The 23,128-nt window shown below is 61.4% G+C and carries 23 protein-coding genes; 9 read left to right on the forward strand and 14 right to left on the reverse strand.

The genetic code is table 11. The features are described 5' to 3' along the window. Window positions 1–181: 181 nt before the first annotated feature. Window positions 182–754, forward strand: coding sequence for a HutD/Ves family protein (locus tag BSG08_RS17915; RefSeq protein ID WP_093039242.1), 573 nt, complete (start codon window positions 182–184; stop codon window positions 752–754). Between the two features lie 188 nt (window positions 755–942). Here BSG08_RS17915 and BSG08_RS17920 read toward each other — a convergent pair whose 3' ends face one another. From BSG08_RS17920 to BSG08_RS17930, 3 genes are all read right to left on the reverse strand, one after another. Further along, window positions 943–1,368 carry a type II toxin-antitoxin system VapC family toxin gene (locus tag BSG08_RS17920; RefSeq protein WP_093039216.1) on the reverse strand — a complete coding sequence of 142 codons (426 nt, stop codon included), beginning with the start codon at window positions 1,366–1,368 and terminating at the stop codon, window positions 943–945. Then, on the reverse strand, window positions 1,368–1,613 hold the full coding sequence (locus BSG08_RS17925; protein WP_093039217.1) for a type II toxin-antitoxin system VapB family antitoxin: 246 nt from the start codon (window positions 1,611–1,613) through the stop codon (window positions 1,368–1,370). The genes BSG08_RS17920 and BSG08_RS17925 overlap by 1 nt, the downstream gene beginning before the upstream one ends. Window positions 1,614–2,097: 484 nt before the next feature. Beyond that, the gene (locus BSG08_RS17930; RefSeq protein ID WP_093039218.1) at window positions 2,098–3,102 is read right to left on the reverse strand and encodes a tyrosine-type recombinase/integrase; all 1,005 of its coding nucleotides are present in this window, start codon (window positions 3,100–3,102) and stop codon (window positions 2,098–2,100) included. Window positions 3,103–3,604: 502 nt separating this feature from the next. Here BSG08_RS17930 and BSG08_RS17935 point away from each other — a divergent pair. Then, window positions 3,605–4,282, forward strand: coding sequence for an SOS response-associated peptidase (locus BSG08_RS17935; RefSeq protein WP_093039219.1), 678 nt, complete (start codon window positions 3,605–3,607; stop codon window positions 4,280–4,282). 127 nt (window positions 4,283–4,409) lie between these two features. Here BSG08_RS17935 and BSG08_RS19565 read toward each other — a convergent pair whose 3' ends face one another. After that, window positions 4,410–4,808, reverse strand: coding sequence for a hypothetical protein (locus tag BSG08_RS19565; protein WP_175544825.1), 399 nt, complete (start codon window positions 4,806–4,808; stop codon window positions 4,410–4,412). On the opposite strand from BSG08_RS19565, the gene BSG08_RS17945 reads away from it, so the two are divergent. Together BSG08_RS17945 and BSG08_RS17950 are read left to right on the forward strand one after the other, a co-directional pair. Continuing rightward, on the forward strand, window positions 4,786–6,285 hold the full coding sequence (locus BSG08_RS17945; RefSeq protein ID WP_093039221.1) for a Y-family DNA polymerase: 1,500 nt from the start codon (window positions 4,786–4,788) through the stop codon (window positions 6,283–6,285). The genes BSG08_RS19565 and BSG08_RS17945 overlap by 23 nt on opposite strands. Beyond that, the gene (locus tag BSG08_RS17950) at window positions 6,282–9,638 is read left to right on the forward strand and encodes an error-prone DNA polymerase (protein WP_093039222.1); all 3,357 of its coding nucleotides are present in this window, start codon (window positions 6,282–6,284) and stop codon (window positions 9,636–9,638) included. Before BSG08_RS17945 ends, BSG08_RS17950 begins: the two co-directional genes overlap by 4 nt. Window positions 9,639–9,985: 347 nt before the next feature. Here BSG08_RS17950 and BSG08_RS17955 read toward each other — a convergent pair whose 3' ends face one another. After that, window positions 9,986–10,741, reverse strand: a complete 756-nt coding sequence (locus BSG08_RS17955) for a hypothetical protein (protein WP_245770745.1) — start codon at window positions 10,739–10,741, stop codon at window positions 9,986–9,988. Window positions 10,742–10,931: 190 nt separating this feature from the next. Here BSG08_RS17955 and BSG08_RS17960 point away from each other — a divergent pair, with 190 nt between their 5' ends. Further along, window positions 10,932–11,942 carry an IS30 family transposase gene (locus BSG08_RS17960; protein ID WP_093039223.1) on the forward strand — a complete coding sequence of 337 codons (1,011 nt, stop codon included), beginning with the start codon at window positions 10,932–10,934 and terminating at the stop codon, window positions 11,940–11,942. A 115-nt stretch (window positions 11,943–12,057) separates the two neighbouring features. On the opposite strand, the gene BSG08_RS17965 is transcribed toward BSG08_RS17960, so the two are convergent. The 9 genes from BSG08_RS17965 to mntR all read right to left on the reverse strand — a co-directional run bounded on the left by BSG08_RS17965 (window position 12,058) and on the right by mntR (window position 18,738). Further along, entirely contained in the window at window positions 12,058–12,783 is a 726-nt protein-coding gene (locus BSG08_RS17965; protein WP_093039224.1) for a copper-binding protein, read from the reverse strand. 46 nt (window positions 12,784–12,829) lie between these two features. Next, entirely contained in the window at window positions 12,830–14,188 is a 1,359-nt protein-coding gene (locus tag BSG08_RS17970) for a multicopper oxidase family protein (RefSeq protein ID WP_139274594.1), read from the reverse strand. 13 nt (window positions 14,189–14,201) lie between these two features. After that, the gene (locus tag BSG08_RS17975; protein WP_093039225.1) at window positions 14,202–15,665 is read right to left on the reverse strand and encodes a TolC family protein; all 1,464 of its coding nucleotides are present in this window, start codon (window positions 15,663–15,665) and stop codon (window positions 14,202–14,204) included. 299 nt (window positions 15,666–15,964) lie between these two features. After that, window positions 15,965–16,348, reverse strand: a complete 384-nt coding sequence (locus tag BSG08_RS19335; RefSeq protein WP_139274595.1) for a hypothetical protein — start codon at window positions 16,346–16,348, stop codon at window positions 15,965–15,967. Window positions 16,349–16,526: 178 nt separating this feature from the next. After that, complete coding sequence (locus BSG08_RS19955) at window positions 16,527–16,805, reverse strand: copper-binding protein (protein ID WP_093039227.1); 279 nt, start codon at window positions 16,803–16,805, stop codon at window positions 16,527–16,529. A 110-nt stretch (window positions 16,806–16,915) separates the two neighbouring features. Next, a complete protein-coding gene (locus tag BSG08_RS19860) occupies window positions 16,916–17,347 on the reverse strand; it encodes an efflux RND transporter permease subunit (RefSeq protein ID WP_281248311.1) in 432 nt (143 codons plus the stop codon). 38 nt (window positions 17,348–17,385) lie between these two features. Next, window positions 17,386–17,721: an efflux RND transporter permease subunit gene (locus BSG08_RS19865; RefSeq protein ID WP_342742624.1), complete on the reverse strand. Its 336-nt coding sequence runs from the start codon at window positions 17,719–17,721 to the stop codon at window positions 17,386–17,388. A gap of 33 nt (window positions 17,722–17,754) precedes the next feature. Then, a complete protein-coding gene (locus BSG08_RS17995) occupies window positions 17,755–18,183 on the reverse strand; it encodes a MerR family transcriptional regulator (protein ID WP_093039228.1) in 429 nt (142 codons plus the stop codon). A gap of 96 nt (window positions 18,184–18,279) precedes the next feature. Continuing rightward, window positions 18,280–18,738 carry a manganese-binding transcriptional regulator MntR gene (mntR, locus tag BSG08_RS18000; RefSeq protein WP_093039229.1) on the reverse strand — a complete coding sequence of 153 codons (459 nt, stop codon included), beginning with the start codon at window positions 18,736–18,738 and terminating at the stop codon, window positions 18,280–18,282. Window positions 18,739–18,853: 115 nt separating this feature from the next. Here mntR and BSG08_RS18005 point away from each other — a divergent pair, with 115 nt between their 5' ends. Genes BSG08_RS18005 through phnE form a run of 4 tightly spaced genes read left to right on the forward strand, consistent with a single transcriptional unit; the run spans window position 18,854 to window position 23,125 of the window. Continuing rightward, window positions 18,854–20,713, forward strand: a complete 1,860-nt coding sequence (locus tag BSG08_RS18005) for a cytochrome c peroxidase (protein WP_245770747.1) — start codon at window positions 18,854–18,856, stop codon at window positions 20,711–20,713. Then, window positions 20,713–21,588, forward strand: a complete 876-nt coding sequence (locus BSG08_RS18010; RefSeq protein ID WP_093039231.1) for a phosphate/phosphite/phosphonate ABC transporter substrate-binding protein — start codon at window positions 20,713–20,715, stop codon at window positions 21,586–21,588. Before BSG08_RS18005 ends, BSG08_RS18010 begins: the two co-directional genes overlap by 1 nt. Next, window positions 21,585–22,367, forward strand: coding sequence for a phosphonate ABC transporter ATP-binding protein (locus tag BSG08_RS18015; protein ID WP_093039232.1), 783 nt, complete (start codon window positions 21,585–21,587; stop codon window positions 22,365–22,367). The genes BSG08_RS18010 and BSG08_RS18015 overlap by 4 nt, the downstream gene beginning before the upstream one ends. Beyond that, a complete protein-coding gene (phnE, locus tag BSG08_RS18020; protein ID WP_085818092.1) occupies window positions 22,367–23,125 on the forward strand; it encodes a phosphonate ABC transporter, permease protein PhnE in 759 nt (252 codons plus the stop codon). Before BSG08_RS18015 ends, phnE begins: the two co-directional genes overlap by 1 nt. Window positions 23,126–23,128: the final 3 nt, after the last annotated feature.

The raw sequence follows: 23,128 nt of genomic DNA on the forward strand, positions 1-23,128 counted from the left end.
GACCTGCGCCGCGACGAACGCGATCCGGTGAAGTTGCGCAGCAATGCCCGGTATCAGGACTACTTCCAGCTGCTCTGGTCCGAGTTGGATATCTAAACATCCGATGCCGGGCACGACGGCCGCGCAATGCTTCGACAACGGCAAGAATCGACGTCTTGTTTCAGAAAGGCAGGAGTGGACAATGCGGCTGATCCCTTATTCCCGATTGGTTGCAGCGCCGTGGAAGAACGGCGGAGGAGAAACGCGCGAGATCGCAGTATCTCCGTCCGGCGCGGGGTACGACGACTTCGACTGGCGGTTGTCGATCGCCACCATCGCCGAGGACGGAGCCTTTTCGGCTTTTCCGGGCATCGATCGAACGCTGATCCTTCTGGCGGGCAAGGGCGTTGCCATGCGACTGGGTGATCAAGGCGAGCATGTCCTGCAATCTGGCCAACGTCTGCAGTTCGCAGGTGAGCAAATCGTCCAGTCGCGGCTTTTGGACGGCACTGTTCAGGATCTGAACGTCATGCTGCGGCGTGACCGAATGACTGCGCATATCGACACTGAACCACTGCAACGCAGGACAGTTTTGGATCTGGGGATTGGCGGCGGGGCCATTTTCGTGTGCGAGGGTCAGGCAGTTCTTTCTGACGGCACGGTCCTGGGGCGGTGGGACACGATATTGTCAGAGGCCGACGATATGGAGCAAATTACGTTGACGGGCAAGGCTGGCCTGATCCTGATCCGATTTCATCCTGTGCCTTGCGCCTGACGTGTTCAAGTTCCGATGCGCAGGTCTTCAGGGGGCGCGCTGCCTGCCGTATGAGGTCAATCCGCTCTTTCTCATACTGATCATCTGCACCTCGACCCATCCAGCGACCATGGTCTTCTTTAATCCGTTCGCTAAGTCGTTCGCCACAGGCCCATGCTTCCAGCCTTAGGTTCATCTGTTCCGTCCTGTCATGCGAGATCAGTTTTCGCAAAATCGTCGCCCTTGTAGAGCAGTGACGCATGAAAAGCCTTCGCGGCGGCGTAGGCCAGGGCGTCGCCCATGTTGAGTTTGGCAGGGTGCCCGGCAACCTTTCCATACTTTCTGAGTGCCGCGATCGCGGTCGTGCCCATGCCCTCCGTCAAGTGCATTTCCCGCACGCCAAGCGATCGGATCAGCTCAGCTACAAGTTCGCTCGCCTTGTCAAAGTGGGCCTCGCTGATATGCTTCGCCCCTTCCGCGTCTCTCAGGCTCCGGGCAATGCCAAGAGTCGTTTCGACACGAACGACAGGCGAGATCATCAGCTTGCCACGGGCGCCTTCCATCGCCTTCAGCATGGCGGGAGCTTCGGCCTCATTGAGCAGCACGGCGCATAGCGTGCTGGTGTCGATGAACATTAGTCGTCACCCCACAGCTCATCCATGAATGGCTTATCACTGGTCGCGCGAGGTTTAAGCCCGGCGGCGCGCGCCTTCCGCTGCACTTTTGCAACGCGCTCCGCAAGCGTTTCCTGGTTCTCCAAAGCCGCTATACTGTTGAGCAGGGCAGCGCGAACAGCTTCGGTTTTCGTCTTCGCACCGGAGGCCGCAAGGTAGCGGTCAACCAGCTTATCTACGTCCGGGTCTTTGATGTAGAGGGGCATGAGTATATCCTTTCAGGATATACTATATTGCCGATTTGCATATCCTTCAAGTGTCGTTAGAGGTGGCGCTGCATTTTCCGCAAGAAAGTGAAGTTTCCGGGCAATCCTGATCGTTCGCGACCTCGTGCGGGTGCTCGAAGACACGCCCGCCCAAGACCGCGCCCTAAGCTCCGGCCGGCGAACAGTCTGCGCTCCTCGCTTTCCCCCTGTCCGTCCCTGCGCCGCTGGACCGCGCCGCCCGCCGTTTTGTCCCGGGCCGACGGATCGGCGCGGGCGGCATAGTCCTGTCAGGAGGCCAATCTCGGTCCGTTCGGGTAACGGTCGCTTTTGCAGTTCGCAGAGAAAGTGTCACTAAGTTCTGCTTTTTCAGCGCAGTTTACCTCTGTGCTATCGACCAGCGGCGAGAGCGGCCTTTCTTGGCATTATGGGTTTGAAAAACTTGTCGCCATCCTGCATCGAGCGCCCAATTGGGTTTGACCGCAGTTTACGCTTCCTCACCGTTGTCCTGCGCGGTCTCGACGTCGAATGCTTGGGATACTTTTGCCGCCGCAGATTGGGACGCAAGAATGCGTTTGCCGTAGCGCGCCGGCATTTCTGGCGACGCCCAGCGACCGGCGATCATGATCGACGAAAGATCGCACCCCAACCTGAAGGCATCGTGAACGCCTCCCACACGCGTGCTGTGCGCCGATACGTCTTTTCGCCCGGTGCAGCGCTTGAGGATTCTTGAAACGGTTACCGAGTCGAGCGGACGGTGTTGGCCACCCTTTTGGGATTTTGTAATGATTGGATCCGTTGCTTCAAGTTGGGCCTCCGCAATCCAAGCCAACACATCGCGCGTGCCTTTTGCGGACAGGAAAGCATATGCGCCGTATCCATATTGGTCGGTCTTTGATCGGGCAACATACAGCAGGCTGCTATCATCGTCTTGTCGAATTAGGTCCTTCACCCTGAATGCGACAATTTCTGAGGCGCGGCACCAGGTATCTGTCGCAATCCAAAGCAACGCCTTATCGCGCAGGTCGCGTCGGCTGCTTCCCAATGAACCGATTGCTTTCAATACCTCTTTCTTTCCAAGCGGCGGTGCCTGTTTCTGCATGGCTCCGTATTTTCTTTTGACGCCCTTGAGTGAAAGCGCCACCAGGCGGTGCCGGGTTGGCGAGGGCAAGAATCTTGACCGGTGTAATTCGGCGATGCCCCAGAGCCTTGTTCCAATGGTATTGAATGCAATCTTGCCACCCATGTCATCAACCCATGCAGCAATTGTATCTGATGGAACAGGCGGCTCCGGATTGCGTCCTGTCTCATGACACCATTTTTCGAAGAGCCGAAGTGTCAGTTTGTAGTTTCGCAAGGTGGCCGGGGCAAACGCTGCTTCTGAACGTCTCTGATATTCCTCGATGAGCTGTGTGCGCCGATGCCCGGAAGAGGAAGTCAGCATGCTGAGCAATTCAACCCGTTCGGTTTGGCGGTCAAACTCCCTTTCCATTCCTGTTTCCTCCCGAGATTGGTTTATTAGGTAATTGTTAAGACTTGATTGCCGTACCCCTGACAAAAAGGAGGCTGAGACATGCATAGCACAATGGACAACCAGCGACGGCTGGAGTTGCTGGAGGCCGCGTTGATTGAATATGTTGAACGTTATGGTCTGTCCGAGAGGGCCAGAGCGGCTTTGATGCCAGGCGCATCCGGAACGTCGGAGAATGGACATCGGCAAGCTGACGCATGCTGTGATGGCGAAAGATGGTTTCGAAATTCTTGACCTGTGGACCGATCTAACGCTGTAGCTTCGATCGAGCCGAAGTCCCGGAAATCCTGCGTTGATGTCAATGGGATGCATTTTGGTGCCACCGTCGCCGGGCGTGCCAAACCTCCCATTATCTGCTTGGCAATATGCCATGCTGTCCGATGAAAGGCTGAAGAGGGGTCTTTACTCAAGTCGGGTGTTCCGCGAATGTTCTTGCCTCTCTTCCTGATTCCCGGGTGATCCGATGTGCAACCTCTATTCCCAGACCAAGAGCCAGGACGCGATGCGGCATGTCTTTGACGACATGATCGAGGAGGACGAGGCGTTCGAGGATGCGGCAGGCAACCTGCCACCAATGGCGGGCATATATCCCGACCATGCCGCACCGATCATCCGGCGTGGCGAGGGCGGGTGGCTGCTGACCAGGGCACGCTGGGGCATGCCAACGCCGCAGGTGTTTCTGGAGGGCAAGCGCCGCGATCCGGGCGTGACCAATATCCGGAATGTTGCCTCGCCACATTGGAGACGCTGGCTTGGTGTCGCCAACCGGTGCCTTGTGCCCTTCACCAGCTTTTCCGAGATCGATAGCCGTGCTGGCGCGCCGCGCAACCATCCCGTCTGGTTTGCCCTTGGGGAAGCGCGGCCTCTGGCTTTCTTCGCCGGTATTCGCACCGAATGGACTTCGGTGCGCAAGATAAAGGAGGGCGAGATCACGGCGGAGCTTTTCGGGTTTCTGACATGCCCGCCCAACCGCGAGGTCAGTGCCGTGCATCCCAAGGCGATGCCGGTCATCCTGACGCAGCCCAGCGATTGGCGGCGCTGGCTGACCGCACCTGCGCCAGAGGCGCTGCAACTGCAACGGCCCCTGGCAGACGGAATGCTGCAGATCGTGGCGGAGGGGGTGCGGGAAGATGCCGCCTGACTCTGCTCCCGCTGATCCCTTCGGGCTTCGCCCTCGGCGCGTGCATGAAGCAGAGGGTCGTGGCCGCCGCGCTTTTGCGCTGTTTCAGGCGGCGCGGCATCCGGGGCCGCTGGTGTGGATTGTGCCTTCACATGCGCCGGAATTGCCGATGCTGCGCGGCCTGCCACAAGGTGTGGGGGAACGGCTCCACTTGTTGCGACCCGTCGGGGAAGCCGATCTCTTGTGGTGTGCCGAAGAGGCGTTGCGCGCAGCGCCTGTCGGTCTGGTGATCGCCGAGCCGGAACGGTCGCTGTCCCTGGTTGCCGGTCGTCGGCTTCAACTCGCAGCCGATACCGGCGGCACCACCGGCCTCGTGCTGATCCGGCAGAATGCGGGCAGCAATGCTGCCGAGACCCGCTGGCAGTGTGAACCGCTCGCTGCGACCGCGGCGGACTCGACTCTGCACCGGTGGAGTCTTAATAAGAACAAAAGAGGAACTCTTGGAAGTTGGACCGTGAACTGGCATGGCGCGTCGGCTGCTTTCCATATGGTTTCCGAGGCTCGCGAGCGACACGAGTCTGCGGAACCGCCCCGTTGAGGGGCCCTTCGCCCTGACCCACCGGTCGGGCAATTCCGATCACCTGCATTGCCTGAACACGACCGCCACTGCACGGGGGTTGTCGCGTGGCATGCCGCTCGCTGACGCCCGTGCCATCTGTCCTGATCTTGCCACGCGCCCGGCCGACCTCTACCGCGAGGCGGCGGCGCTTGCCAGCCTGCGCCGCTGGGCCGGACGGTATGCCCCGATGGTAGCGCTTGACGGCATGGACGGGTTGATGGCGGATATTTCCGGGGTTCCGCATCTCTTTGACGGTGAGATGGACCTGCGCGAAGACCTGCAGGCGCGGCTGGAGCGGGCGGGACTGCATGCCGTCAGCGCCATTGCCGGGACACGCGGCGCAGCCCACGCGCTTGCCCGCCACGGCGGCGGCATCGTGGCGGACGGAGGGCTGGTCGAGGGGATCGGGCATTTGCCGGTCAGGGCGCTTCGGATCGATCACGATACCGCAGACGCACTCGCACGGGTCGGCCTGGCACGCATTGCCGATCTGGTCCACCTGCCTCGCGCGCCCCTGGTGCGGCGTTTCGGGACAGGGCTGGTGCTGCGGCTGGATCAAGCACTCGGGGTGCAGCCGGAACCGGTTGCGGCAGAGCCTTACGCTCCGCATTTCGGGGTGCGGATGACCCTCCCGGAGCCGATCGGTCTGCAATCGGATGTGATGTCGGGCCTTGAACGGCTGCTGGACCGGCTATGTGCCAGGCTCGCCCTGCATCAGAGGGGTGCGCGGAGAATGCGGCTGGAGTTGCGGCGCGTGGATCGGGGCACGGCACAGATCGAGATCGGCCTGGCACGCCCCATGCGCGACCCGGTCCGTATCGCGGCGCTGTTCGCCAGGGGCGTGGGAGAGGTTGATGCCGGCTTTGGTATTGATGCGCTGCGGGTGACGGCACCTCTGACCGAGGCCCTCGCTCCCGAACAGATCGGTGGCGGCGCGACAGTCAGGCATGAGGATGCATTGGCCGATCTGTTGTCCTCCATCGGCAATCGCATCGGCTTTGACCGGGTGTTGCGCCTTTCGCCTGCGACGAGCCTGATCCCGGAGCGCAGCTTTCTGCTCTTTCCCGCGGCCTATTCGGCTCCCGAGCCTTCGCCGCCACGCGCCGGACCCATGCGCCCGATCACACTTTTTCCACCCGAGCCTGCGACAGCCGTCACGGGCGCGCCCCCCGCAGGCTTCCGCTGGCGGCGGATGCGCTTCACCACGCTGCGCGCCACCGGGCCCGAACGGATTACCCCCGAGTGGTGGTTCGACGATCCGGCATGGCGCAATGGTTTGCGCGATTACTGGCGCATCGAGACCCGGGAAGGTCCGCGCCTGTGGCTGTTCACCACGCCGCAGAAGCGGGATTGGGACGGAGCGCGTGGGCGGCAGGACTGGTATGTGCAGGGAGAATTTCCATGACCGCCTATGCCGAACTGTGCGTCACATCGAACTTCACCTTCCTGAAAGGCGCATCGCACCCCGAAGAACTGGTCACGCGGGCCGCGGAACTGGGGCTTGCCGCCATCGCCATCACTGACCGCAATTCGGTCGCCGGCGTGGTGCGCGCCTATTCCGCACTCAGGGAACTGGCGCGATTGCGAGACGCGGCGCAGGCCACGGCCGGGGCTGCACAGGATGGTCCGGCCATTCGGTCGCAACGTGTCACCGACCATTCCAGCCGCCAGACCGTGCCGCATTTCACGGGCGGCGCCGTGGCGCCGGTTCTGGCCGGTGCGACCTTGCCGAAACTGATCGCGGGCGCGCGACTGGTCATGACCGACAGCGCAGTCGCATGGCTGGCGCTGCCCACCGATCTGCCTGCCTGGTCACGGCTGATGCGGTTGCTGTCCCTGGGCAAGCGGCGTGCGCCCAAGGGAGAATGCCATTTGCAACGGGCCGATCTGGTGGAATGGGGTGCCGGGCTGATCCTGATTGCGCTGCCGCCAGACCCGCTGGAAGACCCCGCGCCGAAGACCACGCGCGCCGATCTGCTGAGCATCGCCCGTGCCTTTCCGGGCCAGTGCTTTCTCGGGGCAGCGCCGCGCTATGATGGCCGCGACCAGGGCCGGCTCGATCGGCTGGCGTTACTGGCGCAGGACACAAACCTGCCCATGGTTGCCGTCGGCGATGTGCTGATGCACCGCGCCGCGCGGCGCCCGCTGGCCGATGTGCTGACCTGCCTGCGGGCCGGTTGCACCATCGACAACATCGGTGAGCGGCGTCTGGCGAATGGCGAACGTCGCCTGAAATCCGGAGCCGAGATGGCGCGGCTGTTCCACCGTCATCCCGCTGCGCTCCGGCGCACAGTGGAAATTGCCGATCGCTGCGCCTTTCGACTGGACGATCTGCGCTACCAGTATCCCGACGAGGCAAGAGACGGCGAACCCGCCCAGACCCGGCTGGAACGCCTGACCCGTGACGGCCTGCACTGGCGCTACCCCGACGGCCCGCCACCCAGGATCGTGCATCGGGTCGAGAAGGAACTGAGCCTGATCCGTGAGGTGAAGTATGCGCCCTATTTCCTGACCGTGCATGACATCGTGAAGTTCGCGCGGTCGCGCGGCATCCTGTGCCAGGGACGCGGCTCGGCGGCCAATTCGGTGGTCTGCTACCTTCTGGGCATCACCGAGGTGCCCCCCGAAAGCATCACCCTGATCTTTGAACGCTTCATCAGCAAGGAGCGCGGTGAGCCCCCCGATATCGACGTCGATTTCGAACATGAACGCCGCGAAGAGGTGATCCAGTGGATTTATGCCCGCTATGGCCGGGAACGCGCCGGGCTGACGGCAACGGTGATCCATTTCCGCAGCCGCGCCGCCATCCGCGAGGTCGGCAAGGTCATGGGGCTCAGCCAGGATGTCGTGGCACGCCTGTCGGGCCAGATCTGGGGCTGGTCGTCGGCGGCGCCGGATGAGGACAGGATGCGTGACGCCGGGCTTGACCCTGCCGACCGCCGCATCATCCTGGCCACCCGGCTGATTGGTGAGATCATCGGCTTTCCGCGCCACCTCGGCCAGCATGTGGGCGGATTTGTCATCACCCATGACCGGCTGGACGAGCTTTGCCCGATCGAGAACGCCGCGATGGAGGAACGCACCATCATCGAATGGGACAAGGATGACATCGACGCGCTCGGTCTTCTGAAGGTGGATATCCTCGGGCTGGGCATGCTGACCGCAATCCGCAAGTCCTTTGCCTTGCTGGCGGATCATCGTGGTCAGAAGCTGACACTGGCAAATGTGCCGTCCGGGGATCCACCGGTCTATGACATGCTTTGCCGCGCCGATGCGATCGGGGTGTTTCAGGTCGAAAGCCGCGCGCAGTTGAACTTCCTGCCCCGGATGCGCCCCCGTAAGTTCTACGATCTGGTCTGCGAGGTCGCCATCGTGCGCCCCGGCCCGATCCAGGGCGGCATGGTGCATCCCTTCATCAACCGTCGTCAGGGCAAGGAAAAGGTCGAAGACCTCGGCCCTGCGATGATGGAGGTTCTGGGCCGCACCTATGGTGTGCCGCTGTTTCAGGAGCAGGCGATGCAGATCGCCGTCGTTGCCGCCGGGTTCACCCCGTCCGAGGCGGACCGTCTGCGCAGATCGCTTGCCACGTTCAAACGCATGGGCACCATCGGGGCGTTTCGCGACAGGTTCGTTTCCGGCATGCTGGCGCGTGGCCATGACGTCGATTTCGCCGCACGCTGCTTTGCGCAGATCGAGGGCTTCGGCAGCTATGGCTTTCCCGAAAGCCACGCGGCCAGTTTTGCGCGGCTGGTCTATATCTCGGCCTGGCTCAAGTGCCACCATCAGGCCGTCTTTACCTGTGCTCTCCTGAACAGCCAGCCGATGGGGTTTTACGCCCCCGCGCAGCTGGTCCGCGATGCCCGCGATCATGGCGTCGAGGTGCGGGGGGTCTCGGTCAACCATTCGGCCTGGGATTGCACATTGGAGCTGCGCGCTGATGGCGCCCTGGCGCTGCGGCTGGGGTTTCGCCAGATCAAGGGACTGCGCGAAGAAGACGCGGACTGGATCACAGCCGCGCGCGGCAATGGCTATCCGGATGTCGAAAGCCTCTGGCGCCGGGCGGGGGTGCGTCCCGACACGCTGGAATGTCTCGCCGAAGCAGATGCCTTCGCGGCCCTTGGCCTGACCCGCCGCGACGCCCTCTGGGCGGCCAAGGCGCTGAAGGCACCTGCACCATTGCCGCTCTTCGGTCCGGATGGCGAGGGCGGTGTCGAGCCCGGCGTCAGCCTGCCGCAGATGACGCTTGGCCAGGAGGTGATCGAGGATTACCTGGCGCTGCGCCTGTCCCTGCGCGCGCACCCGATGGAACTGCTGCGCGCCGGCTTGTCCGATAGCCTGCCGCATGATCGCCTGCCCGGTGCGAAGGGTCGCGTGACCGTCACCGGCCTTGTCATCACCCGTCAACGCCCCGGCACGGCTTCGGGCGTGATTTTCCTGACGCTGGAGGATGAAACCGGCACAGCCAACATCGTCGTGTGGAAAAAGGTCTACGAGACCTTCCGCAAGGCCGTGATCGCCGGTCGCCTGCTCCGCGTGACGGGGCGCATCCAGCGGGACGGCCCTGTCATCCACCTGATCGCAGAGCGGGTCGAGGATGTGTCGCATCTCCTGGCCACCCTCGGTCGTCCGGTGATGATCGATTCCAATGACGGTCGTGCAGATGAGGTCAGACGTCCTGTCGGGGGCAGCATCCGGCCAACCGCCCGCCATCCGCGCGAACAGGCCAGAAAACTGTTTCCGAGCCGGGATTTTCACTAAAGTATATCACGCGGCGCCCAAAACAGATCCCTTTGCGGCAGGCTCCTGTTGCGCCTGCCCACAAAGCCGCTCCAGTCGCACGGAGAGTATCAGATATCCACCTGATACGTGGCACTGCAGGCTAACCGGATACTCCGAGTTGAACAATCTGCTGGCTTCGACACCCGGGGGACGAGTGTGTCGAGTCCTCGTGCCCGTGATCGGTCACTTTGCAAATCCCGTTTCCTGCGCATTTCTGCCGCTTGGGTCAGCACATGATGTCCGCAGCACAGGTCTAGTGCTGGCGAAATTCTCGTAGAGCAGTCGTGCCCGCGGGCGTGCACCGTATGAAATCCTAAGGCAGCGGGTCAGTAATTCACCTGCTCGAACCCATAGGCGCCCTCGTAATCGCGCCAGTCCACGAATACCGACCGATTATAGATGCCTGGGCAATCCGATCCCCAGCCTTCGAGCCCGACATGAGCGTCGGGGAGAGCCGTCGGCGCAGAGACCGCCCATGAAAACTCGCCCTGCATGCCGTATGTGCCGAGGTAGACCAGCGCATGGCGTCGGCACTGATCGTTTTCTCCGGCCACGCGCTGTGACGCGAAACGAACGTCAAACACCCGGATAGATCGCACGAAATTGAACTCCGGCCCACCGATGTCGATGTCCGCGCGCTCCCGAACCGAGCGCAGGGCAAGATCCACTGGGGTAAGATCGTTCATGACCTCGTCAGAGGACCAAACGGCATTTTCCAATGCCGCGTCGACAGCGTCGCCGGTCACTGCAAAGGACTGGCGCGGTCGGATGTCACGACCCTCGACCAGGACGTCGAAGAGCCGCCCTGTCTCATCGCGCCGACGCTCCAGCTCATGTGAGGCGCCCATCGGACAGCGCCAGATCTGCAGCGGCGGCTCGACCGGCCAGGGCGTGATCCGGCGGATGAATTCGGCACGGGCACGCGCGCAGGGGACAGACGCGGGCCAGCCCCCCGATAGGCATAGTAGGATCGCGCAGTCGATCGGATAGGTTTGCGCTCTTGTGCCTGAAGGCAGCGAAATAGTCGCAAAAGCCAGCGCGGCCACAAAGAGAAGGACAGGTTTCTTGAACGGGAAATGCATGCTAGGGAACCTCGGCAGAACACGCCCAGCCTATAGTCAATACTATAATAATGCAACGATAGTATACTGTATCAAGGATCCCGTTCATTCAACATAAGCTTCCTTATGCGCCAATAAGTTAGACATGGGTGGATTCACATCCGAAGTGCAAATTCTGTATTAAAACAGAATGTTGCACGGAGGATGATGAATGGGACGCTGCTACCCTCACCTGGGTTTGGAAGAACGCCGCAAGCTTGCCAAGTGGCGTGAAGCCAAAATGCCGGTTCCTGAGATAGCGGATCGGTTGGGCCGAGCCCCGTCCACGATCTATCGCGAGCTGAAGCGCAATTGCTATGACGACAAGGAATTGCCGGAGCTGAACGGCTATTACGCTCTGAACGCCCAGAACATGTATGAGAAGCGTCGTGCTCTTCATCGCAAGATGATCATGCACCCGGAATTAAAGACGGCCATCGAGGATCGTCTCAAAGCCGGATGGTCCCCTGAACAGATCGCGGGTCGGATGCGGCTTGAACGCCACCCGATCCGTGTAAGCCACGAGACGATCTACCGTTTTGCCTATTCCAAAGACGGCCGCGACGAACAGTTCTATCGCCATCTGCCGGAGCATCGCAGGCGCCGTAGGCCGCGTGGCCATCGCAGGCACAACCGAACGCATATCTTCGATGTGCAAAGCCTGTCACACAGGCCTGACCGCATCTCAGAGCGCGCAGAGTTCGGCCACTGGGAGTGCGATCTGATGATGTTCCGGAAGGAACACGGAAAGGTCAACGTCACATCTCTGGTCGAGCGCGTCAGCCGGTTTGCCGTAGTCATGCGCAACGAGGATCGTCAGTCGAAACCGGTCATGGAGGCGCTGATCCAAAGCCTCGCTCCCCTGCCCGCCGATGCACGCCAGTCGATCACCTTTGACCGAGGCACCGAGTTCTCGGCCTGGCGGCATCTCAAGGCCGGGATTGGAGCGGATGCCTGGTTCTGCGACCCGCAAGCGCCGTACCAGAAAGGCACTGTCGAGAACACGAACAACAGACTTCGAAAGTACCTGCCCCGCTCGACCGAGCCGACGGCGCTGACAAATCGATATCTGAGGTCGATTTGCCACCGCCTCAACTCAACGCCGCGTAAGTGCCTCGGCTATCTCACGCCAACAGAGGTCTTTGAAACCAAGTTGATGGAAATTCAGAACCGTTTGGAATAAAACGGCATATCAGAAATTGCGCTTCAGCGTGAGTTCACAATGATGATTGGTCGGGCCAAGGGCGCAGGTTGGAACGAGAGAGCGCTGACTCTTGCCAGCGCTCCTTTGAATTGCGCTATTTCAGTTGCGTGACGGTCAGTTTGCCGTTGACGCGATCCGCGACAAATTCGATTTCCTGACCTTCCGACATGTTGGCGATCGTAGCCTTGTCGGCACGGAATACCATCGTCATCGCCGGCATGTCGAGACTGGTCAGGGGACCGTGTATAATCGTCACTTTTCCCGCTTTTGCATCAATCTTCTTAATCGTCCCGGTCGCGTATTCGACCTCTGCCTGCGCCATCTGATCGCCTACGGCGATCGGCCCGTGCATGCCGGCTTCATAGTGGCCCGGGATCAAGCAGGCGAACTCGAATGTGCCAGCATTCGAGAATGTCCAGATTACTTCTCCGGACATGCCCTGATCCAGACGAACGGAATTGGGGTCATCATGCTCCATATCCATCCTGGCCATGATTTCCTTGTGTTCGGCATTGCCCATCTTTGTGTCGATGACGAATTCATGCTCGAGCGCGCCGTCATTGATCACGTTGAAACGAACGGTCTCGCCTCTCGCGATCTCCAGTGACTGCGGGTCGAACAGCATCTTGCCATCGTCGGTCTCCCGCATTGTAACGGTGATCGTACGTGTCACCTTTGCAGGATCGCCGGGCATGCCGACCAACAGCGTCGTTTCCATGGCGGGCTGACTTTCGCCATGCCCCCCGCTATGGTTGCCTGCCGCGAAAGTCGGCGCGGAAAGAGCAAAGATCAGCGCAGTTGTAAGAAGAAGGTCGTTCATCATTTTTTCCTGTAGTTGTGGTTGATCGGTTCGTTCGGCAGGCTTGTCAGCCTTTCGAGGCTGGTTTTGGCGTCAATAGGGTTTTCGGACTCTTGTTGGATGCGAATTCGGGCAGTGCGCCGGTCCATTCATAGGCCTGTTCACCCGGCGGATTCTCGTACCAGCCGGGATCGGAATAATCGTCTGGCTCGATACCCTCGCGGACTTTGACGACCGAAAACATGCCGCCCATCTCGATGGGTCCGTGCGGCCCCCAACCCGTCATCATCGGAATGGTGTTGTCGGGCAGCGGCATTTCCATGACACCCATATCGGCCATGCCAGCCGTACCCATGGGCATGTATTCAGGCTGAAAACTGCGAATTTTCCGGGCAAGTGATTTCTTGTTCACGCCGATGAAGGTCGGAATGTCGTGGCCCATCGCATTCATGGTATGATGCGACTTGTGACAGTGGATGGCCCAGTCCCCCAGGTGGTCGGCCACAAATTCGTAAGCGCGCATGGCGCCCACCGGGATGTCGATGCTCACCTCTGGCCATTGCGCGGTCTCAGGCACCCAGCCTCCATCGGTGCATGTGACCTTGAAGTCATAGCCGTGCATGTGGATGGGATGGTTCGTCATCGTCAGATTGCCCACGCGCACGCGCACGCGGTCACCCTTGTTAACGACCAGCGGATCGATGTCGGGGAATATCCGGCTGTTCCAGGTCCAGAGGTTGAAGTCCGTCATCGTCATGATCCTCGGCACATAAGTGCCCGGGTTGATGTCAAAGGCGTTCAACATGATCAGAAAGTCGCGGTCCACCGGCATGAATGTCGGGTCTTTGGGATGCACCACGAACATGCCCATCATCCCCATTGCCATCTGCACCATCTCGTCGGCGTGAGGATGGTACATGAATGTACCGGACTTGATCAGGTCGAACTCGTAGATGTAGGTCTTGCCAGGCGGAATACCGGGATGGCTGAGGCCCCCGACGCCATCCATGCCCGAGGGCAAGATCATCCCGTGCCAATGGACCGTCGTATGTTCGGGCAATTTGTTGGTGACATAGATCCGCACCCTGTCACCTTCCACGGCCTCGATGGTCGGGCCGGTGGACTGGCCGTTATAGCCCCACAGGTGCGCGATCATGCCGTCAGCCAACTCACGCTCCACCGGTTCGGCAACAAGGTGAAATTCCTTGACCCCGTTGTTCATGCGAAACGGCAGGGTCCAACCATTCAGCGTGACCACCGGATTGTAATCTGGCCCGGAAGAGGGCCGGGGCGAGACCTGGGTTGCTGCCTTGTCCATCACCGCTGCTTCGGGCAGCCCCATGTTCGTGGTCTTGCCCCAGGCCTGGGACGAAACGAGCGCGGCGCCAGCGGCACCGGCTCCTAGCAGTTGACGTCGGTTCAACATATCATCGGTCCTTTCAGTGTCCTGCGCCGCCACCGGCGGCAAGTGTAGCGCGCTCTCCGCCTGCACCATTGCTGCCCGCGCTGCCGCCATAGATGGCAGCCGTCAGCTCAGCCTGGGCGATGAAGAAATCGCGTTTTGCATTGGCTGCTTCGAGCGATGCGCTCAGCTTTTCGCGCACATCCGTCAGCAGTTCGAAAGTGCTGGTAATCATACCGTTGTACGACAGCAGCGCCTCTTCCTCGACGGTCTGGCGCAACGGCACCAGGACGTCGCGATAATGCCGGGCAATCTTGTAGGACGCATGATAGGCGGTTTCCGCTCCGCGCGCCTCCGACCGGACATTTACGGCCTTTTCGGCCAGGACATTAGCGGCCTGCAAATACGCCAACTCCGCTTTGCGCATCCGAGCCTTGCCTGTGTCGTAGATCGGGATGGCGAACTCTAGTTCGATCTGCGGAGTCGTCTCTGTTTCCCTCCTGCCGTCTTCGGCTTCGCGTTCGGTTTCAAGACCGGCGATGAGCTCGAGATCCGTGACGAGGCGCGTCTGATCGGTAAGGCCAAAGGCGGCGGCTTGCGCTTCGAGCCCCAGCCTGGCCAGACGCAGATCGACGCGGTTGTTCAGGGCCTTGCTTTCAATATCGGTTAGTCGCTCCACGGAACCCGGCAACGCGGGCAAGGCATCAGGAACGTAATAGTCCACGTCGGTTCCCCAAAGACCCATCAGTCTGGTCAGATCCCCCTTTGCGCGGGTTGCATTCAGCCGCGCTTGTGCGAGTTGACCGGCGAGTTCGGCGTTGAAGGCATGCTCTCGCGCCTGCCCGGCCTTGTTGAGCGCACCTGTTTCGCCCAGCTTGCGCGCAAGCTCGGATCCCGCGTCCGACGTCGCTTTGGCGCGCGCGAGATAGCTGACCGTTTCGAAGGCGGCAACTGCGTTGATCCACGCCTGGCGAGTCTGGTTGGCAAGGGCCAGGGTGTCATTTACCGCCTCCAGTTGCGCGGCGCGGAAAGACAGGTCGGCCAATGCCACCCGTTGCTTCCGGGTTCCGGCGTCCAGAATATTGGTGGCAATCATGCCTTCAATTGCACGATAGGCGCCCAGTTCAGCCGCCCCGATGCCCAGCACACCAATGGACACAATCGGATTTACGGGTGTTGCCTGCTGCCACGCATCAGCTGCCGAAAGACCGACGTTGGCGTAGGACGCCTGCAAGCCCTTGTTGTTGAGTAATGCAACCTGGATGGCTGTATCTGCGGAGATCGTTTTGCGGTTCACCATATCCTGCACTTGCCTGCGCAGCGTTTCGTTTTCGGCTTGCGTTTCCGCAAGGACAGCGCGCTTGCCAATGGCGGTCGAAGTTTGGCTTGCGACGTATGCAAAGCCTGCCTTGGGTTCCGTAAAGGACTCGGGAACCGCAGTGGCGCACGCGCCAAGCAAAAGCGGAAAGCCGGCAACCATCGGAAATTTCGAGGCGCGCATCAGTTACCCTCCGATTGTTCTTCGTTAACCGTACGCCAGTCACGGGGTCCGGTGGGTTCGCGATATGTATATCCGGCCAACGGATCCTGATACCCGATCGCTGCCGAAACGGTCGTGTCGGTCGTGGCCTTTTGCGCCGCCACGACAGGAAGAGGCGCAGGCTCGTAAGCGCACGCGCCCAGAGCAAGGGCCGATGCCCCCGAAAGAAGATGAATTCTCATGTGGATCTGTCCTGAATTGTGAACTTCGGGCTTACGCATGAACATGCGCAAGGCGACGGCCCCAACTCGGGGCCTATCTCATATCAGGTTTCGAGGCGGGCGTATTAAACCGGCCGACTCGATAGAGCCTGCCTGGTCGTGCTGCAACACGAATGCGGCACTTGCACCGTATTCGGAGAGAACCGATGTGGTTTCGTCAAGAGCATCAGTCAGGTAAATACCATTGCAGCACTTGCCGGAAGGATGGTCTTCAGAGTTGTCCGGATGCGCTCGCTGTTCGTCGCTTGAACTGACGGACGGAAACAGACAATGTGCTTGCTGCGTGTTTTCATGTTCGGACTGGGCCGCGACGGGATGATGTTCACTGTGTATTCCCGATGCGGCATGCGATATTGTGGGCGGAAAAGACACCAGCACGACAGAGAGCAGAATACACATCAGTGTTCTGAAGCGTGCAGCCATGATGCATTTCCAATCCATGTGCCCTAAATGGTAGAGGCTCAAACAACTGTCAACCGGTCTTGAGGCCAGTTTCTGACGTTGTTGCAAAATCGTGGATGTTGACGCAGCACCAGCAGCATACAAGTTAGCTCCATTCTCCCGCGCCGCAGCAATAGTCCAGCGCTGCGGCGCAGTTGTTTCATTCTTTGGCTGTCAGGGCCTGTATGGCATAGATGCCGTCGTTCCCTTTAACCAGCATCATGATGACCTCATCGCCAAGGGCAATATTGGTCATCACCTCGGCATCCTCGGCCAATGGAATGTCCATGGTCATTGCCGGCCAGCCAATCTCGGGGATGGGGCTATGACTGACGTTGACGCTGTCCGCACCGAAGCTGTTGAGCTTGGCCTCGGCATGAACAGCGCCCTCGATGGTTATTTGTCCATGGCCATCGCACCATGCATCATGCCCGAGGATTGGCCCATCTGGGCCATGGCCAGCGGCGCGCTCAGGATGAGGGTAGTGAAGGTCAGCAGGGTCTTGCGCATGGGGGTCTCCTTTTTACTGCGCCAGGGGGTCCCGGGCGATCATTCGCCAGGTACCGTAGAAGGGTGGGAAGGGGGTCTTGGTCTTTGAGCGCCCGCCAGATCGCGGTTCACGCGCGGCAGGGCGAGACGTTTCCAGATCACGTAGATCGCAGGGATGACCAGCAGCGTCAGCAGGGTTGCCGTCGCCATGCCGCCAATCATCGGGGCCGCAATGCGCTGCATGATCTCCGAGCCGGTTCCATGGCCATACATGATCGGAACAAGTCCGGCAAAGATCGTGGCTACGGTCATCACCTTGGGCCGCACGCGCAGCAAGGCACCTTCAAAGACGACATCTTCGACATCATGCGATGTGAGGGGACGACCCTGCTCTCGGGCGAGGGCGCGGCGTTTCTCCCAAGCCAGATTGAGGTAGAGCAGCATCACGATGGCCGTCTCGACCGCGACACCCGCAAGGGCGATGAAGCCCACAAGAACCGCGACGGAGATATCGAATGCCAGATACCAGATCAGCCAGACCCCCCGGCCAATGCCACCGGCAGTGCCGCGAGGATGATGGCAACCTCTGTCACCCGCGAGAACGCCATGAACAGCATCAGCGTGATGATCAGAAATGTCGCGGGAACCACGAGGGTCAGGCGGTCCTGCATCCGCTGGATAAACGCATATTGTCCGGCCCATGTTATGGAATATCCAGGTGGAAGGGTGACAGTGTCAGTCACAACTTGGCGCGCCTCTTCGACATAGCCACCCAGATCACGCCCGACGATGTCGATAAAGACAAATCCCGTGCGCCGGGCATCTTCGAGCCGACCCCGCCGCTGCTGAAAGCAGCATGACCCCAGAGAATTGAACGGTCCCCAAGCGCAGCGGGCATCTCAGCCGCCGATCTCTTGATGGTCGGTCAGGCATTCGGAATGGTCTCGCAGCACCTCCAGCACACGGCAATCGGAAGTCTGCCCGCCGCTGCACTCGCGCACCATCCGCTTCAATTCCGTCCGCAGCGCCTCGAGCCGGGCCAATCGTTGCTCGACCTGTTTGAGCTGGCGACGGGCGATTGCATCTGCCTCCGCGCAGGACTTGTCCGGGTGATCGCTGAGGTCGAGGAGTTCGCGGATCGCATCCAGTGAGAATCCCAATTGCCGTGCGTGCCGGACGAACGACAGGCGGTCGAGTTCGGCATTGCCATAGCGGCGCTGGCCACCCTCAGTCCTGCCGGGCTCAGGCATGAGACCGATCTGCTCGTAATACCGGATGGTCTGGACTTTCGTTCCGGTCTTCTTTGCCAGCGTCCCAATCGTCAGCATTTCCGCTCCCCACATCTAGAGAATTTCCCAATAGACGAAGATCTCAGCACCTTGAACGCCTGATATAGAAACGCGCGATTGTGCGTCGCACCAGGATCATTTCTGATTGAGCCGACTTTCAAACGCTTCCAGTGTTGTTTGACTGACGTGATGCTCGATCCCTTCCGCATCCCGCTCGGCAGTCTCTTCGTCGATCCCGAGGCTCAGAAGAAAGGCGACGACGACCCTGTGGCGGCGTCGACAGATCTCCGCAAGATCCTGCCCTGCTTGGGTGAGGAATATGGCGCGGTAAGGTTCCCGCCGCACCAAGCCAGCAGCCTTGAGCCGCGAGATGTTCTTTGTCACGGTCGGCGGCTTCACCCCAAGCCGCTCTGCGATCTCGACCGGTCTGGCCTCCCCGCGCGTCTCGATCAGTTCCGCGATCAGTTCGACGTAATCCTCCGCCATCTCGCTTTCATGTGCCTGACGCACGGTCGCAAAGCCTTCGGCCTGCGCCTCGGGAGCCCTGTCGACAGCCTCGAATGGCTCACGCCCATGTGATTGCAGCTTTGTCATACTTTGGACTTTGCAGCGAAACAGCGGGATTGACAACTTGTTTGCTTTGGGTAGATAAATTAGCCATGTCTAACTTTTTACTTTGGAGGCCGTGGTGATCCGAAATATTATGAGAGTGCTGCTCGCCACACTCGCAAGTGCGCTCCTCCTGTCCGGACCTGTCGCCGCGACGCCGGCCAAGGAGGCGCCTTGGCTTCCCGAGGCAGCGGCCTACCGGCTGACGCTCTTTCTTGGAAATCTCGAGCCTCTGCCCTGGAACGACATCAAGACCGCCTGGACGGAACCCTACCGGGGTTCGGAATTCTCTGTCGGAGCGCTGGCGTGGCTGGACCGCGAAAGCGATATCGAGCCTGACGGTCTTCTGAACGCGATGATGCGCGAAGACCGGCAGGCGGTCTTCGCCGAGGCGACGCGGCTCATCGCGCTCAGGATCGAAGAGGAATTGGACCGGGCTCTCGCGACCGAAGAATCGGCGACAGCACAGCAGGCCTTGCGAACCGCACGCGAACTCTACCGTGCGTTCGAGGACGGCGTCGCGGCCGCCGATTCGGAGGCTGCGAGACGGATCGGCCTGGCTTGGCTGGAGCTCAATAGCAGCACCGGGTTCTCTGGCGTACTTGGCGCAGGCTCGACATCTGCGGATCGTGAAACCATGGAATCCGCGCGCGCTGTCATCTCCGGCTATCTCGCCGAGAATTACCTCGTTGACGACTTTGCTACGCGTCGGGCGTTAAGCGCCCTGCCGGAAACCGCCGTGCTCAGCGGTCGCGCCATCGAGGTGCCGCCAAGCCTGCCACCGGGCTCTGACATCTTCGATCAGGATCCGTTGCCACTGCTCGTCCTCAATTTCGAGGAGCAGGGCATCGACGAGACCGACCTGCCGCTGGTGGCTTACGGCGACATGCTGTTCGACAGTGCGCAAATCTTCGGCAGCCCCGCGCGCGATCTCGGGATCACCTGCTCGACGTGTCACAACCGCTCGGACATCAACCAGCGGCTTTTCGTTCCGGGCGCAAGCCACCAGTCAGGCGCGATCGACGTCGACGGCGCCTTTTTCAACCCGATCTTCAACGACCGGCGCGACGACCCGCTCGACATTCCCAGCCTGCGCGGGCTGCGCTTCACCGGACCCTATGGTCGCGATGGCCGTTTCGCCTCCCTGCGCGATTTCACCCGCAACGTGATCGTCAACGAGTTCGGCGGAAATGAACCGACGCCCTTCATGCTGGACGCTCTCGTCGCCTACATGCTCGAGTTCGACTTCCTGCCGAATTCCATACTGACGACCGATGGCCGCCTGACCGAAGCGGCCCCAGAGGCCGCCCGGCGCGGCGAGCAGATCTTCAACCAGCCCTTTGCCGGGCTAGGCGATCGCTCCTGCGCCAGTTGCCACGTGCCAGACGCGAACTTCCTCGACCGGCAGGCCCACGACATCGGCTCCGTCGCGCCGGGCTATGAAGGGGCCCGCGCAGGCGCGCTCGACACCCCGACGCTGCTCGGGACCGCTTATACCGCCCCCTATTTCCATGACGGATCTCTGCCGACGCTGGCCGCCGTCGTGGACTGGTTCGACGAGACGAAATCGCTTGGGCTGACCGAGGAAGACCGCGCCGATCTGACCGCCTATCTGGAGACCGTGGGCGCGGCAGACGAGCCCTATGAAGCCTTCGACACCGAGAACACCGCTTTCCGGCTGGCATTCGCCGAATTGACGACCTTCGCCTCGACACTCGACACGCTACTGCCGCGGCGGGACGCAGAGCACATCCTGCTGCTGACCGACACCGTGGCCGCGGACCTTTCGGCGGACGCCAGCACTATGTCGAACCTTGCTGCGCGGCCCGAGGTCTACGCGTTGGCCGAGCGGCTGGCCGAGGTCGGCGCCGCCGTCCGTGCTGATGACTGGGTGGCGGCCGAAGCAAGCTGGACCGCGTTCAAGTCCGAAGCCGACGCAATCGAAGAGAGGGCATTCTGATGCCAGTCCACCTGACCCGCAGAACGATACTGACCTTGGTCGGCGCAGGCGCGGTGTCGCTGGCGACACCTCTCGCGGCGCAGGACGATGCACTGCGGCTTGCCTTCATCCCGCAGGAGAACCCGGAGAAGCTGCTTGGCGATATCGAGGCCATCACCGGCTGGCTGGCCAGTGAGATCGGCGTCCCTGTCGAAGGGTTCGTTACCATCGACCATGCGGCGGCGGTCGAGGCGCTGCGCAACGGCGACGCGGATATCTCCTTCATGGGCGCCCTGCCCTTCGTTCTGGCCGAGGCCGAGATCGGTGCCGTGCCGCTCCTGTCCGAGGTCTACCGCGACGCGCCGAGTTATACGGGCCGCATTTTCGTGCGGCGCGACAGCGGCATCGGCGCGCTCGCAGACCTGCGCGGACGCGACATCGCATTCGCGGATCCGATCTCGGAATCGGGCTATCTCTATCCGCTCGCCGAATTCGTGGAGGCCGGGCTGATCGAAGGCCCCGGACAGGCAGAGGCATTCTTCGGCCGCGTCTTCTTCGCGGGCGGCTACCAGCAGGCGATGCAGGCAATGGCCGAAGGTCTGGTCGATGCCGCGGGCGCCAGCCAGTATGCCGACCTGCTACTGACGCCGCACCAACAGGCAGAGGTAACCTGGATCGCGGAAAGCGCGCCGATCCCGAGCCATTTGGTGATCGCTCGCCCGGGGCTCGATGCCGCTCTGCGGGATCGTTTTGTCGACGCAATGCTGCGGCTCAACGAGCCGGAGCACCGCAACAAGCTGGGCTATCTCTACGGCCCCGACGGCTATATCAGGGCCGATTCCGCCGCCTATGACGGCGTACGCGATATGGCGAAGCAATACGGGCTGTTGCGATGAGCACAGCTGTCGAAGTAGACGACCTGAGTTTTGCCCATACGGCCGCGGACCTCCCGGCGCTGGGGCGGGTCTCGTTTCGGGTCCCGGCGGGCGAGAGCGTCGCTTTGCTCGGCCCGTCCGGGGCGGGCAAGACGACCCTGCTGGCACTGCTCGACGGCAGGCTCCAAGGCTGGAGCGGGCGGGTATCGGTTCTGGGTGCGCCGCTCGATCCCGACCGCCCGCCGCCGAGCGTGCGCCGTCCGGATACCGGTTTCGTGTTTCAGGAGTTTGCATTGGTCGAGCGTTCCTCGGTTCTGCGTAACGTCCTGAATGGCCGCCTGGGGCGCATGTCGCCGCTGCGGGCCCTGATGGGATCACCGACCAAACATGATCTAGAGATTGCGCGCACGGCACTTGCAGATTGCGGCATTGCCGATCTTGCCGAACGCAGGGTCGACAGCCTAAGCGGCGGGCAGCGGCAGCGCGTCGTCATCGCGCGGTGTCTGGCGCAGGAACCACGGCTTATTCTGGCCGATGAACCGGTGAGCAACCTCGACCCCGCGCGTGCAGGTGAGATCCTGGCGCTGCTGGCCGGGGCGGCGCAAGCGCGCGGAGCGACGGCGCTGTTTTCGTCGCACCAGCCCGACCTGGCGCGGCGTTTCGCGCAGCGCATCATCGGCATTCGTGGCGGGCGGATCGCCTTCGATGTGCCGACCTCCGAGTTGAACGAGGATGCGACAGCGGAGCTCTATCGGGAGGTTGAGCCAATCCCCGGTATCGGCCTCAGGGCGGTGTCCTGATGGCGTTCCGCGGGTTTGGCGGCTTTACGACGAGTGGTCTGATCGCCGCCGCAATCCTCTGGTCCTTCGCCACGACCGATGTCGAGTTGTCGCGTCTCATGTCGGCCGGCCCGCGGATCGCCGATTTCCTCGGCCGGATGTTTCCGCCTGACCCGACGGTGATGGCCGAGATCAAGAAGGGCAGCGCGGAAACGCTGAGGATCGCGATCCTCGGCACCCTCGGTGCTGTGATCCTGTCCGTTCCCCTCGGCATTCTTGCGTCTGAGACGATGGTATCGCCTGCGGTGTTCCGGCCGATCCGAACGCTGCTTGCCTTCATCCGGGCGATTCCGCTGATCCTGGTGGCCATGCTCATGGTGGGCGCTGTCGGACTCGGGCCGCTGCCCGGCATCATCGCGGTCGCCTTTCATGCGACGGGGATGCTCGCCAAGTTCTATGCCGAGGCGATCGACGGCGTGTCCCGCGCGCCGATCGCCGCGCTGGAAAGCGCGGGCGCCGGGCCGCTCGTGCGGCTCAGATACGCGATCTGGCCGCAGATGGCGCCGGTCGTCGCCCGCGACACGATTTTCCGGTTCGAGTTGAACCTGCGCGAGTCGCTGATCCTCGGGATTGTCGGCGCGGGCGGGATCGGCTTCTACATCCAGACCTACGTGCGCTCTTTCCAGTATGACAAGGCGGCCAGCGTCACGATTGCCGTCGTCGTCATGGTCATTGCGATAGAAGCCATCAACGTAGCGCTGCGCCGTCGCTTTGCCTGACCA

This window comes from Roseovarius azorensis, assembly GCF_900109455.1.
In the GTDB taxonomy this organism is placed as follows: domain Bacteria; phylum Pseudomonadota; class Alphaproteobacteria; order Rhodobacterales; family Rhodobacteraceae; genus Roseovarius; species Roseovarius azorensis.